The sequence below is a fragment of the Ruegeria sp. BB6 genome, from assembly GCF_056539385.1.
The window spans coordinates 233,159-249,466 of the sequence record NZ_JBQFUW010000004.1 but is presented as its reverse complement, the minus strand read 5'-3'; the positions used below and the strand labels follow the sequence as shown (position 1 = coordinate 249,466).

Annotated in this window: 14 protein-coding genes and 2 pseudogenes; 6 read left to right on the top strand and 10 right to left on the bottom strand. The window is 56.7% G+C overall.

The features are described from left to right. Positions 1-153: 153 nt before the first annotated feature. The 3 genes and pseudogenes from ACR0B7_RS11880 to ACR0B7_RS11870 all read left to right on the top strand — a co-directional run. Positions 154-273, top strand: a pseudogene (locus ACR0B7_RS11880) (SDR family NAD(P)-dependent oxidoreductase); the annotation flags it as partial. Positions 274-286: 13 nt separating this feature from the next. Next, the gene (locus ACR0B7_RS11875; protein WP_480681620.1) at positions 287-541 is read left to right on the top strand and encodes a hypothetical protein; all 255 of its coding nucleotides are present in this window, start codon (positions 287-289) and stop codon (positions 539-541) included. A 209-nt stretch (positions 542-750) separates the two neighbouring features. Next, positions 751-1,617, top strand: coding sequence for a helix-turn-helix domain-containing protein (locus ACR0B7_RS11870; RefSeq protein ID WP_170576765.1), 867 nt, complete (start codon positions 751-753; stop codon positions 1,615-1,617). Between the two features lie 132 nt (positions 1,618-1,749). Here ACR0B7_RS11870 and ACR0B7_RS11865 read toward each other — a convergent pair whose 3' ends face one another. Next, the gene (locus tag ACR0B7_RS11865) at positions 1,750-2,034 is read right to left on the bottom strand and encodes an FCD domain-containing protein (protein ID WP_480681613.1); all 285 of its coding nucleotides are present in this window, start codon (positions 2,032-2,034) and stop codon (positions 1,750-1,752) included. A gap of 26 nt (positions 2,035-2,060) precedes the next feature. Continuing rightward, positions 2,061-2,255, bottom strand: a complete 195-nt coding sequence (locus ACR0B7_RS11860; RefSeq protein WP_170576767.1) for a GntR family transcriptional regulator — start codon at positions 2,253-2,255, stop codon at positions 2,061-2,063. Between the two features lie 135 nt (positions 2,256-2,390). On the opposite strand from ACR0B7_RS11860, the gene ACR0B7_RS11855 reads away from it, so the two are divergent. Next, complete coding sequence (locus ACR0B7_RS11855; RefSeq protein ID WP_170486496.1) at positions 2,391-3,839, top strand: NAD-dependent succinate-semialdehyde dehydrogenase; 1,449 nt, start codon at positions 2,391-2,393, stop codon at positions 3,837-3,839. Between the two features lie 74 nt (positions 3,840-3,913). Here ACR0B7_RS11855 and ACR0B7_RS11850 read toward each other — a convergent pair. Together ACR0B7_RS11850 and ACR0B7_RS11845 are read right to left on the bottom strand one after the other, a co-directional pair. Continuing rightward, positions 3,914-4,129, bottom strand: a pseudogene (locus tag ACR0B7_RS11850) (ABC transporter substrate-binding protein); the annotation flags it as partial. 99 nt (positions 4,130-4,228) lie between these two features. Beyond that, positions 4,229-5,629, bottom strand: coding sequence for an aminotransferase (locus tag ACR0B7_RS11845; protein ID WP_170486497.1), 1,401 nt, complete (start codon positions 5,627-5,629; stop codon positions 4,229-4,231). 204 nt (positions 5,630-5,833) lie between these two features. Here ACR0B7_RS11845 and ACR0B7_RS11840 point away from each other — a divergent pair, with 204 nt between their 5' ends. Beyond that, the gene (locus ACR0B7_RS11840) at positions 5,834-7,336 is read left to right on the top strand and encodes an aldehyde dehydrogenase family protein (protein WP_170486498.1); all 1,503 of its coding nucleotides are present in this window, start codon (positions 5,834-5,836) and stop codon (positions 7,334-7,336) included. 118 nt (positions 7,337-7,454) lie between these two features. Next, on the top strand, positions 7,455-8,819 hold the full coding sequence (locus tag ACR0B7_RS11835) for an aminotransferase (RefSeq protein ID WP_170486499.1): 1,365 nt from the start codon (positions 7,455-7,457) through the stop codon (positions 8,817-8,819). Positions 8,820-8,890: 71 nt separating this feature from the next. On the opposite strand, the gene ACR0B7_RS11830 is transcribed toward ACR0B7_RS11835, so the two are convergent. The 6 genes from ACR0B7_RS11830 to ACR0B7_RS11805 all read right to left on the bottom strand — a co-directional run bounded on the left by ACR0B7_RS11830 (position 8,891) and on the right by ACR0B7_RS11805 (position 16,307). Continuing rightward, positions 8,891-9,694, bottom strand: coding sequence for an ABC transporter permease subunit (locus ACR0B7_RS11830; protein WP_170576768.1), 804 nt, complete (start codon positions 9,692-9,694; stop codon positions 8,891-8,893). A 1-nt stretch (position 9,695) separates the two neighbouring features. Beyond that, positions 9,696-10,625 (bottom strand): ABC transporter permease subunit, encoded by a 930-nt coding sequence (locus ACR0B7_RS11825; protein WP_170576769.1) that lies wholly within the window; start codon positions 10,623-10,625, stop codon positions 9,696-9,698. Beyond that, positions 10,589-11,698, bottom strand: a complete 1,110-nt coding sequence (locus ACR0B7_RS11820) for an ABC transporter ATP-binding protein (protein WP_170486502.1) — start codon at positions 11,696-11,698, stop codon at positions 10,589-10,591. The genes ACR0B7_RS11825 and ACR0B7_RS11820 overlap by 37 nt, the downstream gene beginning before the upstream one ends. Positions 11,699-11,764: 66 nt before the next feature. Next, positions 11,765-12,859 (bottom strand): extracellular solute-binding protein, encoded by a 1,095-nt coding sequence (locus ACR0B7_RS11815; protein ID WP_170486503.1) that lies wholly within the window; start codon positions 12,857-12,859, stop codon positions 11,765-11,767. A gap of 425 nt (positions 12,860-13,284) precedes the next feature. Further along, positions 13,285-14,448 carry an ABC transporter substrate-binding protein gene (locus ACR0B7_RS11810; RefSeq protein WP_170486504.1) on the bottom strand — a complete coding sequence of 388 codons (1,164 nt, stop codon included), beginning with the start codon at positions 14,446-14,448 and terminating at the stop codon, positions 13,285-13,287. Between the two features lie 29 nt (positions 14,449-14,477). Next, the gene (locus tag ACR0B7_RS11805; RefSeq protein WP_170560229.1) at positions 14,478-16,307 is read right to left on the bottom strand and encodes an AMP-dependent synthetase/ligase; all 1,830 of its coding nucleotides are present in this window, start codon (positions 16,305-16,307) and stop codon (positions 14,478-14,480) included. Position 16,308: the final 1 nt, after the last annotated feature.

Here is a 16,308-nt window from a genome sequence, read left to right as displayed (position 1 = left end):
ACAAGTTGAAGCCAGTTTGCATCCCCCCTCCGACGATGCAAATATCGCATTGCCAATATGGATTGCCCCGCCAAAACGGCGATACTGGCTGGTGGATACCTGCGCCTTTCTAGCGCGTCAGTGTGAACTTTTTCTGTTTCACGGAGCGCACAGATGGACCTTGGCCTAAAGAACCTGAGTGTTTTGATCACCGGCAGCAGCCGCGGCATTGGCCGGGCCTGCGCCGAGCTGTTTCTTACCGAGGGCGCAAACGTTTCGATTTGTGGGCGGGTCTACGCGTGCCTTCATGGATGGACCCGACGCAGGCGGTGTAATGGCGGACGGACATTGGAGCTATCGAGCGCAATGGTGGATTCGAGGTACGCCGGGTCGCAAAGCGATTGCCTCGATCGGGGTCAATGGTCAGTGGATTTACATTGATCGAAAGCGCGATGTCGCCATTGTCAAACAGTCAAGCCAACCGGTGCATGTATCTGACCACCTCGACACCTACACCGTGAACGCTTTTGACGCGATCATTGACCATCTGTCAGATGCATAACTCGGTCAGATGCCGCCGCTTCGTGTACTAGAGCAAGACACGGCGACACCAGAGATAGTATCGTGAGCACTTGCCGTCAGACGAATCGCCGCCCGGTGGCCTTCTGAATGGGTAGCGTGATACGAGCGTTGAATGCCGGACCATAACGTCACACCATCGAAACTTGTTGTGGTCCCGGCTTGGGAGTAGGCTTGCAAGGACGAAAGGACATGCACGTGCCCCATTTCTACGGTTACCTAAAGGAATCCACTTGGGATTTTGTCGAAACCAAAACCAGCGTAAAGGTCGTTCTCGACGGTGTAGCGCTCCTCTTGCGGGCCCGTCGCGAAGGCAACTTCCTGCCAGAATTGGCCCGGATTTTCGCACTATCCCTGCGCGATGATTTGGAGATAGTTCACTTCTCGGTATTTGAGTTCCAGCGTGGCCTACAACCAAAACTACTGTTCAGGGATGGCGATGACGCCATATTCGACGCCGATTTGACCAAGTACCTGAACGGCATGTACCTTCTGGATCCGCTCTATGATCTCTACGTGAACCAGGAAAAAACCGGCACATTCCATTTCTGCGCAGACACGCGAGGAGAACTGGACGCTGAACCCTATTACGATCGGTATTGGCGATTTATTGGCCTCAAAAACGAAATTGGTGCGCTCTATGAAATCGCGCCAGACCGGTGCATTCACGTCTCGATTCAATTTTCCGGAACCGACGAACAAGCCGCCGCCCGTGCGGTAGAGTTTACCACGGCGAGTGAGAAATTCTTTATTGAACTTTTCACCGACATCTTTGCCGAAGCACCGCCTGCCGATGACGAAGACAGCCGCCGCGACGTGCACGGCGCAGTAAGCGAAGCTCTGAGGGATTTTGGCTCTGAAACCTTGACCGGACGAGAACAGGAAATCGCCCAGCTGATGCTTAAGGGTCATTCAGCCAAGATGATCGCACGCATCGCGGGGATTTCGCCTGGAACCGCGTCAATCCACCGCTCAAATATCTACCGCAAGATGGATGTGACATCGGTAGGTGACCTTTTCGGTGTGTTCCTGGCAAAGCTAACTACACCTAAACAGTGATCATTCGTTGTCGCCGCTAAATACTTGAAAAATTTACCATCTTTGCTTGGGAGCGGACATCGGGATCAGAAAAGCTTCGGCGGCATCATTGTTCTTTCCGGTTCTAATATGACAAGGAATCCGGCGAGTGCCTCAATCTGCTTCGCTCAAACGCGACAACAGGAACTCCGGTCCAAACTGGATATCAATCCGCGTCCATAAAGACTCTACCAGGTCCCTGAAAACCGGAACCACCGTCGCATCAAGCACGGCAAACTTGAAGCCACGGATCGCGGCAACATAGCGCTGGCCTTGCCCGGCGTTGCCCGACCCGGTCAGTATACGGCTTTGGATTTCGATTTCACCCAATTGCAGTTGGCTCAGGGTGTTCGCGGCAAGAGGTGCCGCCCTCCCTTCCAGTACCATGCGTAGCTCCATGAGCTCGCGAAACTGGTCTGCGATTGTCAAGGCAGGCTGGGCGTGATGTGCCTTGCCTGCTCCAGTGCCTTCTCTCCAACCAACCGCAAGACCGCAGCGCGCACGGGCATAACGCTGACCCTAAGCTCTCCGGTAATTGCGCGCAAAGACAATTTCTGACCTGGCTCAAACTGCGCGCCCATTATGGCATCACGGATGCTGGAATAGACCCTGTTATGCATTGGTTCCCAGTTAAGTTTCTTGAGTGTTTGGGCCATCGATCACGGGCCTATATTGAATGCCAGATTTTACCCAAACGTAATCACAAATTACAAAATACTACAATCGTAACGCAAATCTAACTTAAGGATACCGCAATGACGCAAGACAAGTCCTACTCGGAATTGAAGCTGCTGATCAACGGCGAATGGCGCAAGGGTGGAGACGGTGTCAGTGAGCCGGTTTTCAACCCGGCGACAGGTGGCGTTCTGGGCCAGTTGCCCCATGCCAACAAGGCCGATCTCGATGAGGCTCTGGCTGCGAGTCAGTCAGGTTTCGAAGTATGGTCGAAAAAGTCAGCTTTGGAACGGCAAAACGTTATTGATGCCACCTGCGCCCTGATGCGCGAGCGGCGAGACGACATTTGCCGACTGTTGACCCTCGAGATGGGCAAGCCCTTTCCTGAGGCCTGCGCAGAGTATGATTTCGCCGTTGAGACGTTGAAATGGTATGGCGAAGAAGCCAAACGTGCTTACGGCCGTATCATCCCTGCCCGCGCGCCGAACCTTCGCACGCAGGTCTATAAGGAACCGATTGGCCCTTCGGTTGCATTCGTGGCGTGGAACTTCCCGGCAACCAATGTGATCCGCAAGGTGGCAGGCGCCGTTGCAGCCGGGTGCTCGATCATTATCAAACCCTCTGAAGAAACACCAGCCACGGCGATTGAAATCGCTCGCTGTTTCCAAGATGCAGGCCTGCCTGCGGGCGTGCTAAATGTCGTCTTCGGTGAACCTTCCGAGGTCTCGACACACCTCTTGTCGTCTCCCATCCCCAAGAAGCTTTCCGTGACCGGTTCAACCGCCGTGGGCAAGCTTCTCACCAAGATGGCAGCCGACACGCTCATGCGCTGCACGATGGAGCTTGGCGGCCACGCGCCCGTAATCGTGACGGCGGATGCCGAGATCGACCATGCGGTCGCCAACATGGTGGCAGCCAAAGTGCGAAACGCCGGTCAGGTCTGCACCTCGCCGACCCGATTCCTCATCGAAAAACCGGTATATGATCGCTTTGTTGAAGGCTTTGCCAACGCATTTTCAAAATCCAGAATCGGCAACGGACTGGATGACAGTGTTCAGATGGGCCCGCTTATCGACAGCCGTCGCATAGATTGGATGGACGAGTTGGTGGCAGACGCTACTGCCAAGGGCGCACGGCTCGTCACCGGCGGGCATCGCATCGGCAACGAAGGCGCTTTCTATGCACCAACCGTGCTGGCCGACGTGACCCCCGATATGAAAGCGATGGTCGAGGAACCCTTTGGCCCGATGGTATTGATGATGCCTGTTGACTCGGTTGAAGAAGCGCTTGCCGAGGCCAACCGCGTCGAGGTGGGTCTCGCCGCGTATGGCTTCACGCAAAGCCAGGCCAAGGCGCTGAAAATCCAACAAGAGTTGAATTTTGGTGTGATCGGTATCAACCAGCCCGGCGTGTCGCTTCCCGAAGCTCCCTTTGGCGGCATGAACGAGACTGGCTATGGCTCAGAGGGCGGCATCGAGGGGTTGGAAACCTTCATGCGGACCAAATTCGTGAACGAAATGGTTCTCTAACTAATTATCTCGGAAGCAAAAAACACAAAACGGGCCGCGAAAGCGGCCTTTCTCCTTTTTGGTTCCAGAAGCTTTTATTTCGTAAGCCAGGCTTGGAACCTCGTGTCGATGTCATCCCGGTAGTCAGCCCAGAATTCAAAATCATTCGGGATCACGGTCGCTTAGTTTGCTGGGTCGGTTGGCATGTGAGGTGCCATATCGATACCCAGGTCAGCATGCTGACCTACCAGAGCGGCCGAAGACCTACGCACAGGACCGTACGCGATCCACTTGGCCTGGTCCGCCAGACGCCAGTGCCCGAAACTCTACTCAGAAATGGCCCAGAACAGGGGGGGCTAGACATAACCGCAGCGCCCCCTTTCCAATGGTTATTTGGGGCCCGCACGGGCTCAGAGATGCCCTTCGGCCTTGAGATCGGCAATCACCTCTTCCATGGCAGCTCGCAGTTTCGCGACCAGTTCGTCGGCCTCCGCATGGGTCATGGTCAACGGCGGTGACATGACATTGAGGTTGCCCAGCGGGCGGACCAACAGGCCAAGTTTTTCAGCTGCGACCGCGATCCGTTTTCCGATGTCCACCTCATATGGGAACTCTTCACGGGTTTCGGTGTCCTTCACGTTCACGACACAGGCCATGAGGTGTTTGCCGCGAATGTCACCCACCGTCGGCAGATCACGCAGCGTGTTGAGCTGTTCCATGAAATATGGGCCGATATCCTCGCGCACGTATTTCGGAAGCTCTTCACGCTCCATGATCTCGATGTTCTTCAGCGCCGCGGCACAGGCCACCGGATGACCGGCATAGGTGAACCCGTTGGTGAACCAGCGTTCGTGCCCAGCCTCGGCGATCACGTCATAGATTGCATCCGAGAAGATCGCGGCGCCCAGCGGCATGTAGCCCGACGTGAGCCCCTTGGCCGAGGCAATCGCATCCGGCTGGATGCCCATCACGTCTTCTGCTGCAAACCACGCTCCAACCCGGCCAAACGCGGTCACGACCTCATCTGCCACATAGAGAATGCCGTATTCACGACAAATCTCACGCGTCTCTTGGATGTAGCGCAGCGGCGGCACAACAACGCCCCCTGCTCCAAGGATGGGTTCAGCAAAATGAGCGGCGATATTCTCCGGGCCTTCCCGCTCGATGGTTTCGCGGAACTCATCGATCAGACACTGCTCGAAATCCTGTTCGGCCACACCTTCGACCGGACGGTACATGTTCGGTTCACTGACATAGATCACCATGTCTTCTGCATAATGGAACTCGGGCATGCGGTCGCCCGGCTTGCCAGTCATCGACTGTGCGATGTAGGTCGAGCCGTGGTACGATCCGCGGCGCGTGATGATCTTCTTACGCGACTTCTCACCCTTGCAGCCCCAGTAGAAATGGATGAGCCGCACCAGCGAGTCATTTGCGGTCGAACCGCCACAGGTCAGCATTACCTTGTTGAGATCTCCCGGCGCCAGCTCGGCCAGCTTGGCACAAAGCCGCGCGGCAGGCGCGTTGGTCACATCAACAAACGGGTTGGCATAAGCCAGCTTGCGGGTCTGCTCGGTAATCGCCTCGACCATCTCCTCGCGGCCATAACCGATATTCATGCACCATAAACCGCCCACGCCATCGAGATACTTGTTGCCTTCGATGTCGTGAATATAAACGCCGTTGGCTTCCGTCAGGATCAACGATCCTTCCTTGGTAAAGCTGTCAAAATGCGTCCAGGGGTGCAGGAAATGATCCTTGTCCTGCTGCCAGATTTCTTGGGATTGATCGTTTACTCTCAGGTCATCCATAGGTTGGCCTATCTGTCTTGACTGTGCCCAGTCATTTATCGGACGGGCGGACGATATCGCCCTTCATTCTGACCAAACTTCGCAACCGGCTGAATATGGGGTCTTCTATACGCCTGCGCCGACGGCATGATCTATGCTAAGCCCAATATTGCCCGGAACGCCGCGGCTTGGGCATGTCAGAGGAAACAACTGCAGGAGTTTCCTATGTCCCCCGACCTTCTCACTTATATGGACCGGTTCAATGTTCATCCCGACGCACGCGCCCACGTCACAACCTGCGCTGGCCACTTCATCAACGGGCAATTCACCGACGGGCACGGCACAGAGACTGTCGCCGTAGTCGAACCCTCTACCGAGGACCAGCTCACCAAGGTCATCCGGGGCACAACGCAGGATGTCGACGCGGCAATCGCCGCCGCCCGCAAGGCTTTCGAAGACGGGCCGTGGAGCCGCATGGTGCCGTCTGAACGCCAGGCCATCCTTTGGAAGCTCGCCGACCTGATCGAGCGTGACGCCGATATCCTCGCTCAGATCGAAACACTGGACAACGGAAAGGCCATCAGCCCCTGCCGCGACTTTGATGTTTTGGGCTCGGTAGAACTGATCCGTTTCATGGCTGGTTGGGCCACCAAGATCGAAGGCAACACCCGCCAGATTTCCGCCGGCCCCGACTTCTTCTCATACACGCTCAAGGAACCCGTCGGTGTGGTCGCCGCAGTCACCCCATGGAACTGGCCATTGAATATGGCGGTCTGGAAACTGGCCGCACCGCTGGCCGTGGGTTGCACCGTGGTTATGAAGACCGCCGAGCTAACACCTCTGTCTATGCTCTATTTTGCCAAGCTCACCCAAGAGGTCGGGCTGCCCGAAGGTGTTTTCAACATTGTCAACGGCCGCGGCTCAGAGATTGGCGACTACCTGACCGGCCACCTCGGCATCGACAAGGTATCGTTCACCGGCTCCACCCCGGTTGGCCGCACCGTCGGCCAAAGCGCCGCCGGTCATTTTGCACCCGCAACTCTGGAGCTGGGAGGTAAATCTCCGATGGTGGCCTTTGAAGACGCCGATCTTGAGGCACTTGCGGACGCCACCCGTTGGAGCGCCTTTTTCAACTCTGGTCAGAACTGCTCCGCCGGCACCCGTCTTTACCTGCACGAAAGCATTTATGAAGAAGGCCTTGAGACCATCAAGCGCCACATCACCCAGATGAAAATGACGCCTGGCCTCGACCCCGATTGCGACATTGGTCCGGTAATCTCGGCCAGTGCCAAGGCTAATATCGAACGCTACATGCAAATCGGAAATGACACAGCACGCACCGTATTCGGAGGCAAATTCCACGCCGGACCCGGCTATTTCGTCGAACCAACCCTGTATGCGCTGGACGACAACGCCTCGCCCATCGTGCAGGAAGAGATCTTCGGCCCGGTTCTGGTCGCGCTGCCCTTCAAGACCGAGGAAGACGCCATCGCCAAGGCCAACGACAACCAGTATGGCCTCGCCGCCAGCGTCTGGACCCGTGATGGCGCCCGCGCTCAGCGGGTGGTTCGCAAGCTGCGTTGCGGATCGGTCTGGATCAACTGCCACGATATCACCGACAGCGCTATGCCCTTCGGCGGGGTCAAGAACTCCGGCTACGGCAAGGACATGGGGCGTGAACAGCTGGACCACTACCTCGAGACCAAGGCCGTCACCATGGCGCTCTGAACCGGGCGCGGCCCTATTGGGAATGTGCTATTTCCCTGGGCCGCCCCCTTGTCCCAGACTGGTCACAGTCAACTCCCGGCGGGCCTGTGCCCGCCGCGGTTCATTGAAGGGACATCACATGAAACCAAACTCGCTGGAAGCCCGCGACGCGGCCGCGCAGTTGCACTCCTATTCCAACCTCTCGGACCTTGAAAAAAACGGCACCATGCTGATCGCCAAGGGTGATGGCGTCTATGTCGAAGACACCCACGGCAAACGTTATCTTGAAGGCATGGCCGGGTTGTGGTCGGCCTCGCTTGGGTTTTCCAACCCGCGTCTCGCGCAGGCCGCCTTTGACCAGATGAACGACATCACATTCTACCACACGTTCTTCAATCGCGGTTCAACCCCTACAGCAAACCTTGCCGAAAAACTGGTTGAAATGACGCCGGGCCATCTGACCCGCGTCTATTTCGCAAACTCGGGCTCCGAGGCGAACGACACCGCGATCAAGCTGATTTGGTACTATAACAACGCGCGTGGCAAGCCCGAGAAGAAGAAGATCCTGTCGCGCACGATGGGCTATCACGGCGTTACCGTGGCTTCGGCCTCGCTCACCGCCATTCCCGTAAACCAGATGTCCTTCGACTTGCCGATCGATCGGATCGGCCACCTAACCATGCCGCACTACTGGAGCCAGGGGAAACCCGGAGAAAGCGAAGAAGACTTCGCCACCCGCCTGGCAGATGAACTCGAAGCGCGCATCCTCGTGGAAGGCCCCGAAACGGTCGCCGCCCTCTTTGCCGAACCGGTCATGGCCGCAGGCGGCGTGATCTTGCCCCCGGCAACCTATTTCGACAAGGTACAGGCAATCCTGAAAAAGTATGACGTCCTTCTGGTCGCGGACGAGGTCGTCTGTGGCTTTGGACGCACCGGCAACATGTTCGGCACCGAAACCTACGGCCTGAAGCCCGACTTCATGACGCTCGCCAAGGCACTTTCCGCCTCGGCCGCGCCCATTTCAGCTCTGATGATGACCGATGAAATCTACGACGCGCTACACGCACGCTCGGACGAGATCGGCATGTTCGGGCATGGCTACACCTATTCGGGCCACCCGATGCCCGCCGCCGTGGCGTTGGAAACACTGAAGATCTACGAAGAGATGGACGTCGTGTCCCATGTTCGAAGCGTCTCCCCTCGATTCGTTGAACGTCTGAATGCCATGGCCGATCACCCACTGGTGGGCGAGGCACGTGGTATTGGCCTGATTGGGGCAGTCGAACTGGTCGCGGACAAAGACGGCAAGGTGTTGTTCGACCCAGCGCTAAAGGTGGGGCCTCGTGCCAACGCCGCCTGTATCGAACGCGGGTTGATCCTGCGGGCGCGCGGCGACGCACTGACCATCTGTCCCCCGCTGATCATTTCCGAAGCCGAGATTGACGAGCTTTTCGACAAGCTTACCGAGGCGCTGGACGCCATCGCCGCCGAACTGGCGATCTGAACAGATCCCCCGTAAACGAGAAAGGCCCGCAGGTTGTTCCTGCGGGCCCTTTTTGTTGGATGCAACCTCAGTTAATCCTGTCGTCGTGATGTACGGAACATGAAGGCCGCAGCGACTGCGACGGCAAGGCCGACCGCCAGTACGATGATCGTGGCCAACGCGTTCACGTCGGGAGACACCCCGAGACGCACCTTGGAGAAGATCAGCATTGGCAGGGTGGTCGCACCGGGGCCCGTGGTGAAGGAGGCGATCACCAAGTCATCCAGCGACAGGGTAAAGGCCAAAAGCCACCCCGCTGCCAGGGCCGGCGCGATCAGCGGTAGAACCACGCGCTGAAACACCCGGAAGGGCGGCGAGCCGAGGTCGGCGGCGGCCTCTTCCAGATCGCGGTCAAGGCTCACCAGCCGCGACTGCACGATTACCGCGACAAAGGCCGAACAGAACGTGACATGCGCTATGGTGATCGTGGTCATGCCGCGTCCCGAAGGCCAGCCAAGGAGATGTTCCATCGCCACAAAGAGCAACAAAAGCGAAATACCGGTGATCACCTCGGGCATCACCAGCGGTGCCGACATCATGCCCGACAACAAGGTCCTGCCTCGAAACCGACCAAACCGCACCAGTGAAATCGCGCCGAGCGTTCCGATCACTGTGGCAAAGGTGGCGGACACTGTCGCAATCGTCAGCGAATTCACCGCTGCCTCGATCAACTGCGTGTCCTGCAACAAGGCCCCATACCACTTAGTCGAGAACCCGCCCCAGATGTTCACCTTCTCTGAAGCGTTGAACGAGAAGACAATCAAAACGATGATGGGCAAATAAAGAAAGGCAATCCCCAACCCAAGCACCGTTCTCAGAAACAGTTTACTGCTCACGTTATGCCTCCTCTTCTTGCGCTTGCGCGTTCTGGAAGATCATGATCGGCACCACCAGCAGTACAAGCATCACAATCGCCACCGCACTCGCCACCGGCCAATCCCGGTTTTGGAAAAACTCGTCCCACAGGACGCGCCCGATCATCAGGTTGTCCGTACCGCCCAAAAGCGAGGGGATCACGAACTCACCCACCGTGGGAATAAAGACCAGCATGCAGCCCGCTATCACCCCGGGCAGCGACAAGGGCCAGGTGATTTTGCGAAACACCGCCAGTGGCGACGATCCAAGGTCGGTTGCCGCTTCACGTAGCGAGCCATCCTGCCGCTCCAGCGCCGAGTAAAGTGGCAGGATCATGAAGGGCAGATAGGTGTAAACCATGCCAAGATAGATCGCGAACTCTGTTTGCAGCATGGATTGCGGCTCGGAAATCAGGCCCAGCCAGGACAAGGCCCCGTTGATGATCCCGTTCTTCTGCAACAGCCCCATCCACGCATAGACCCGGATCAGAAGCGAGGTCCAGAACGGGATCACCACCAGCATCAACAGGAAGGGGCGGATCCGGGGCTGCGCCCGCGCGATCCCCAACGCCATGGGATAGCCGATCAAAAGGCACAAACCGGTCGAGACCAGCGCAATCTCGATCGAGTTCAGATAGGCGTTGATGTAAAGTGTGTCTTCGATCAGGTAGCGGTAGTTGCCAAGGTTCAGGACGGCGGTGAAACTGCCCTCCTCCGCGTCGTAGCTGAACAGCTCGCTATAGGGCGGGCGCGCCAAAAGCGCCTCGGCAAAAGAAATCTTGAGGACAAAGACAAACGGCAGCAGGAAAAAGATCGCCAACCAAACCATCGGGATCCCGGCAACAATCCGACGCCCCGCATTCCCCGTGACCGCGCTCATACCGGCACCACGGCGATATTGTCGCCGTCCCATGTCAGGTTCAGCTCATCCCCAACCGCCAGGGGCGCCCCCGCGCGGCGGGTGGCGCGCACCTCATGGGCGTGAAACTCCGATCCGTCCGGCATTTCGACCTTGATGATCGACATATGCCCCAGATACCCAACGTCCGTAATCCGCCCCTGCAGCACGGTGCCCGAACTGCCCGGATCAAGATCCCGCCGCCGCATGCGCAGCTTTTCGGGGCGCAGGATCAGATGAACTTTCTGCCCCTCTTGCCCCGTGATCCCGTGATTGATCCGCGTCGTAGTGCCAAAACCGGGCAGATCGAACACCACATGGTCATGGGCATCTTCCGCGATTACGGCATCAATCATGTTGCAGGTTCCAAGGAAATTGGCGGTAAAGGCCGAGGTCGGATTCTCATAGACATCCACCGGAGTCCCCACCTGCCGGAACCGCCCCTGATCCATCACCGCGATCCGGTCGGACAGGGTCATAGCCTCTTCCTGGTCATGGGTTACTACGATAAAGGTGATGCCGATCTCTTCCTGTATCCGCATCAATTCAAACTGCGTTTCCTCGCGCAGCTTCTTGTCAAGCGCCCCAAGTGGCTCATCAAGCAAAAGCAGGCGGGGCATCTTGACCAAAGCCCGGGCCAACGCCACCCGCTGCCGCTGTCCACCGGAAAGCTGGTCAGGTTTGCGTTTGGCAAAGTCCTGCAACTTGACCAGCCGCAGCACCTCGGCCACCCGGTCGCGTATCTCCGACTTCGCAACCCGGTCTTCGACAAGCCCATAAGCCACGTTCTTCTCCACAGTCATATGTGGGAACAACGCATAACTCTGAAACATCATGTTCACGGGGCGCTTGTGGGCCGGGATATCGACCAACGATTTGCCATCCAGAAGGATCTGCCCCTCGGTCGGAGTTTCGAAGCCAGCAAACATTCGCAGCAATGTCGACTTGCCGGACCCTGACCCGCCAAGCAACGAGAATATCTCGCCCTCCTCGACGATCAGATCAACATTGTCGACGGCCTTGACTGGACCAAAAGCCTTGCTCACGCCCTTGATCTCCAAGAGCGGCGGTGTGGTGTGTTTGTTCATCTGCAACCGATCCTCGGGCTGAATGAAAAACGCCGCGGACTTTGGCCCGCGGCGTTTGTCTGGTAGTTACTGACCAGTTTTGATCTTTGTCATCATGCGCGTGCGGGCGCGGGCCACTTTTTGCGGCACCGTCTTGTCCGCCTTCAGCTTCGCCTGCACCTCGGCAACCGGATAAACTGACGTATCCGCCAGCAGCTCGGGATCAAGCAGAGCATTCGAGGCAGCGTTACCATTTGCCGACCAAAGGTAGTTCGACAGGTTGGCCGCGATCTGCGCGTCCATGATGTGGTTGATGAAGGCATGCGCTGCATCCGGGTTCGGCGCATCCGATGGGATCGCCAGCGTATCGAAATAAATCACTGTGCCTTCCTTCGGAATCTCGAACGCCAGCTTGCTCGGATCTTCACCATTCTCTTCGAGCGTCCACATCACCTGGAATGCATCCACCGAATAGCCGAGGAACAGGCAGATCTCTCCGTTGCCCAGATCATCGAGATAGCCGGTGCCCTTGATGTAGCGGAAATTGTCCCGAACCCCCATCAAGAGGTCCTCCGCCGCCTGCAAGTCGGCCTTCTTGCCCGAGTAAGGATCAAGCCCCAGATAGTTCAGCGCGATGATCGCCACTTCCGACGGCTGATCAATCATGCCGACACCACAATCTTTCAGCTTGGAGGCATATTCCGGCTTGAAAATCAGGTCGAGAGAGTCTGTCGGCGCATCCTCGCCCAGCCGTTCCTTGACCATCTCTACGTTGTGCATCAACCCGACCGTACCCCACATGTACGGCACGACATGCTCATTGCCCGGATCCACACCGGCGAGCTCGGCCATCAGGCCCGCGTCAAGATTGTCCCAGTTGCCGAGCTTGGAGCGATCCAGCTTGGCCAGCGCCCCCACCTGGATCATCCGCTCCGCTGTTGACGAGGTCGGCACCACAACATCATACCCGGAATTGCCAGTCAGCAGCTTGGTCTCAAGCGTCGCCATACCGTCAAACAGATCGTACCGCACTCGCGTCCCCGTTGCCTTCTCAAAGGCTGGAACGGTCTCTTCGTCGATATAGTCCGACCAGTTGTATACATTGACAACATTCTCTGCTGTCGCTGTCTGAGCTACCAGCACCGCCGCCACCAACGCGCTCGCGCACTTGATCACCTTCATCTGTTTCCTCCGATTATGGGGTTAGTTTCGACTTGAATACATGGTTTGCATTCAGGCAGCCTGACGCAATATTGGCTAACCAATACGCCCTGTTGGGATTAAAAGTGAATCGCGCAAAAGGAAGAAATCCAGTTAGTTCAAGTAGACAATACTTGGTCGACGCATGGCCTGATCCAAATGTGTCCCACCCAGGATGGCAAAAAGAACGACCGGTAAACGACTTGTCGGCCGAGTAAAGCTTAGTTCGCCCTGATGGCAACCTTAGACGATCTTGGCTAAGCTATGAGCATCGGTTACAAGTCAGCCTTAAGCATCGACCAAGAAATGGACCCATGAACTTCAGGCGTGCCCATTTCTTGCAATGTATGGGAAGACGACCGACAGTTTCATGCCGGTCGCACTGACAGGAAAATCGCTGATTATGATTAGTAGGACAAGTCAGACGCGACATGTGTCCACTTCTTGTCCTTAGCTTGAACCAGGACAAGAGAATCGCTGCCATGGTGCTTGTCTGCAGCGAAGGAGAGCGATGGACCACCAAAGGGGTCTTGGTGCCCACTGATGCCTTCGAGTGCAGCCGTCAGCTTTGCGACGGTCAGATCTGGCCCAGCGGCTTCAAGCGCTTTCACAACGATGTCTGCAGCATTGTAACCAATCTGGGCTTGGGCTGCTGGTGCGGCGCCGAATTCTGCGTTGTAGCGGTCAAAGTAATCCTTACGCCACGCATCGCCGTCGTTGAAGTCGGCAATCAGAAAGGGCGATACCAGATACAGTCCCTCGGTCGCGCCATTGCCAGCTTCGGCAACCAGCGGCATGTAAGGGGTCATGTTGCCAACAACCGGCTTATCAAAGCCAAGTTTGCGAAGCGTGGCATAAAGGGTGATCGTATCCTTGATCGTAGTGCCAAGCAGCAGCATGTCGCAGTCTGCATTCTTGATTGCGGTAGCCGCGCCTGCAAACTCGGTTTCCGTGGTCTTGTGCGTACCGTGGAAAGTGATGTTCAGGTTCAGCTCTTCGGCTGTCGCCTCGGCCCCGTTGACAACGCTTTGACCATAATCGCTGGCGACAGTTTGCATACAGACGTTTTTGACATCCATGTTGGCGGCAAAGTAACGAAGTGCTCCGGACGCCTGATCACGGTTGCTCACAAAGTAGCCGAAATGAAGAGGGTGCAAGGGTTCAACCATGGCTTCGGCGGCCGAGAGCGGAAACAAGTTGGGAATGCCAGCCTTGTCCAGAATGGCCATGGTCGCCAGGTTTTGCGGCGTGCCCATGGTCATCATCATTGCAAAGATGCGGTCTTTTTTGACCAGTTTATTGGTCAGACGCACGGCCTGCGGCACCTGGTAACCCGTGTCTTCGACCAGCAACTCAATCTCGCGCCCGTGGACGCCACCGGCAGCATTGGCTTCCTCAAAGCGCATCCGCATGCCGTTGGCCGAGGGGACACCCCAAATGGCCAGCGGGCCCGACAGGTCGTTTGCGGATCCGATCAGGATCTTGTCGTCGGTCACGCCTTGCGGCTCGGCCATGGCGATCCCCGATGCGGCCACCAGTGCGGCGACCAGCGTTGTCAGTTTCGATTTCATGGTTTTTCCTCCTTAAAAACCGGGATGGTTCAATACATCTGACCGATCAGGTCGGCGTATTTTGTTTCGACAAAGCTGCGCTTTAGCTTCATCGTCGGTGTCACCTCATCGTCTTCTGGCGTCAGCAGGACGTCGATAAGGCGGAACTTCTTGATCTGTTCGACGGACGAAAACTTCTGGTTCGCCTCGCGGATCTGGGCGTCGATCAATTCGACAACATTTTCGTTAGCGCAAAGCGACTTGTAGTCAGTGAACGGGATGGCGTTTGATTGTGCGTAATGCTCGACGTTTTCTTGGTCGATCATGATCAGGCAGCTCAGGTACTTGCGGCGATCCCCGATCACGATGGCATCCGAGATGTAAGGCGAAAACTTGAGCGCGTTCTCAATCTGGCTGGGTGTGATGTTCTTACCGCCAGCAGTGATGATGATGTCTTTTAGGCGATCGGTGATCTTGAACGCGCCATCGGGCATTTGAACGCCGATATCGCCGGTGTGAACCCAGCCATCCACCAGTGTCGAGGCCGTCGAAGCTTCGTTGTTGTGGTAGCCTGAAAACACCGATGGACTCTTGACGAGGATTTCATCCTGCTTGCCCAACATCATCTCAACGCCTGGTAGGGTGAATCCGATGGTTCCTGGCTGGGGCTTGTCCTGGCGCGTCATGGTGGCCAGGCCGGTTTCGGTTTGACCGTAGAGTTCGGCAACCGGCAACCCTAGAGCCACATACCACTTCAGCAGTTCCTCTGAAATCGGTGCGGCCCCGGACATCAGGAAATGCGAACGATCCAGCCCCAAGAGTTGTTTGAGGTTTCTGAACACTAAGCGATCTGCCAGTTTGTATTGCAGCGCAAGTGTTGCCGGAACCGGCTTTTGCCCGAGGATGTACTCGGCGCGTTTACGCCCGACGTCCAGTGCCCACGCATATCCTTTTTTTCCAAACCATGTCGCTTCGGACATCAACGTCAGAATCCGCGAATAGAATTTCTCCCAAATGCGGGGCACCGCGAAAATAACCGTCGGGGAAAGTTCCTGAATGTTTTGGAAAACCGTTTCAGCGCTTTCGGCAAAATTGAGTCGCGTGCCGTGACCGAGGCACATACACAGGGAAACGACGCGCTCAGCAGCGTGGCACAGCGGCAGGTAAGTCAGGATTTCATCCTCTTCCCCGATAGGGAACGGATCCGGTGCGGCCGTCATTTGGAACAACAAATAACGGTTGGAAATCAGTGCTCCCTTAGGCGCCCCGGTGGTTCCTGAAGTGTAGATCAGTACCGCGATGTCGTCATTGCCGCCCTCGTTGATGCATTGGTCCAATGCGTCTGGGTGGTTGTGCTGGAATTGGTATCCTGCATCGTAGAGGTGTGCGATAGGCTCGACATCCGGATCCTTAAACCCGCGCAAACCTTTCCAGTCGATCACGTAGATTTTCTTGATCAAGGGCAGCGCGTCGCGCACCTCAAGAAACTTGTCCAACTGTTCTTCATTCTCAACGATCAGAACTTTCGCAGCGCTGTCTTGAAGCATGTGCTGCAACTGGCCTGCCTGATAGGTCGGGTAAACACCGTTGACCACACACCCGGCGATATGGGCCCCCATGTCGACAAAGGCCCATTCCTTGTTGTCTTCGGAGAGAACAGCAACGACGTCGCCACGGTCCAGACCTAACGACTTCAGCCCGCCTGCGACTTGCCTGGCGTGCTCGTCATAGTCTTTCCAGCTGAACTCTTCCCATATGCCGAAGTTCTTTTCTCGAAACGCTACTCGGTCGCGCCAGCTGGCGACCCTGGCGCGGAAAAGCTTGGCTAGGGTGTCATGCCCATCAATCGAAACGAAATCATCTTGGATCACTACGTCCATG

Coding starts and splice junctions, on each gene's coding strand:
- ACR0B7_RS11875 (WP_480681620.1), top strand. CDS start 287: ATGGATGGACCCGACGCAGGCGGTGTAATGGCGGACGGACATTGGAGC.
- ACR0B7_RS11870 (WP_170576765.1), top strand. CDS start 751: ATGCACGTGCCCCATTTCTACGGTTACCTAAAGGAATCCACTTGGGAT.
- ACR0B7_RS11865 (WP_480681613.1), bottom strand. CDS start 2,034: ATGGAGCTACGCATGGTACTGGAAGGGAGGGCGGCACCTCTTGCCGCG.
- ACR0B7_RS11860 (WP_170576767.1), bottom strand. CDS start 2,255: ATGCATAACAGGGTCTATTCCAGCATCCGTGATGCCATAATGGGCGCG.
- ACR0B7_RS11855 (WP_170486496.1), top strand. CDS start 2,391: ATGACGCAAGACAAGTCCTACTCGGAATTGAAGCTGCTGATCAACGGC.
- ACR0B7_RS11845 (WP_170486497.1), bottom strand. CDS start 5,629: ATGGATGACCTGAGAGTAAACGATCAATCCCAAGAAATCTGGCAGCAG.
- ACR0B7_RS11840 (WP_170486498.1), top strand. CDS start 5,834: ATGTCCCCCGACCTTCTCACTTATATGGACCGGTTCAATGTTCATCCC.
- ACR0B7_RS11835 (WP_170486499.1), top strand. CDS start 7,455: ATGAAACCAAACTCGCTGGAAGCCCGCGACGCGGCCGCGCAGTTGCAC.
- ACR0B7_RS11825 (WP_170576769.1), bottom strand. CDS start 10,625: ATGGGACGGCGACAATATCGCCGTGGTGCCGGTATGAGCGCGGTCACG.
- ACR0B7_RS11820 (WP_170486502.1), bottom strand. CDS start 11,698: ATGAACAAACACACCACACCGCCGCTCTTGGAGATCAAGGGCGTGAGC.
- ACR0B7_RS11815 (WP_170486503.1), bottom strand. CDS start 12,859: ATGAAGGTGATCAAGTGCGCGAGCGCGTTGGTGGCGGCGGTGCTGGTA.
- ACR0B7_RS11810 (WP_170486504.1), bottom strand. CDS start 14,448: ATGAAATCGAAACTGACAACGCTGGTCGCCGCACTGGTGGCCGCATCG.
- ACR0B7_RS11805 (WP_170560229.1), bottom strand. CDS start 16,307: ATGGACGTAGTGATCCAAGATGATTTCGTTTCGATTGATGGGCATGAC.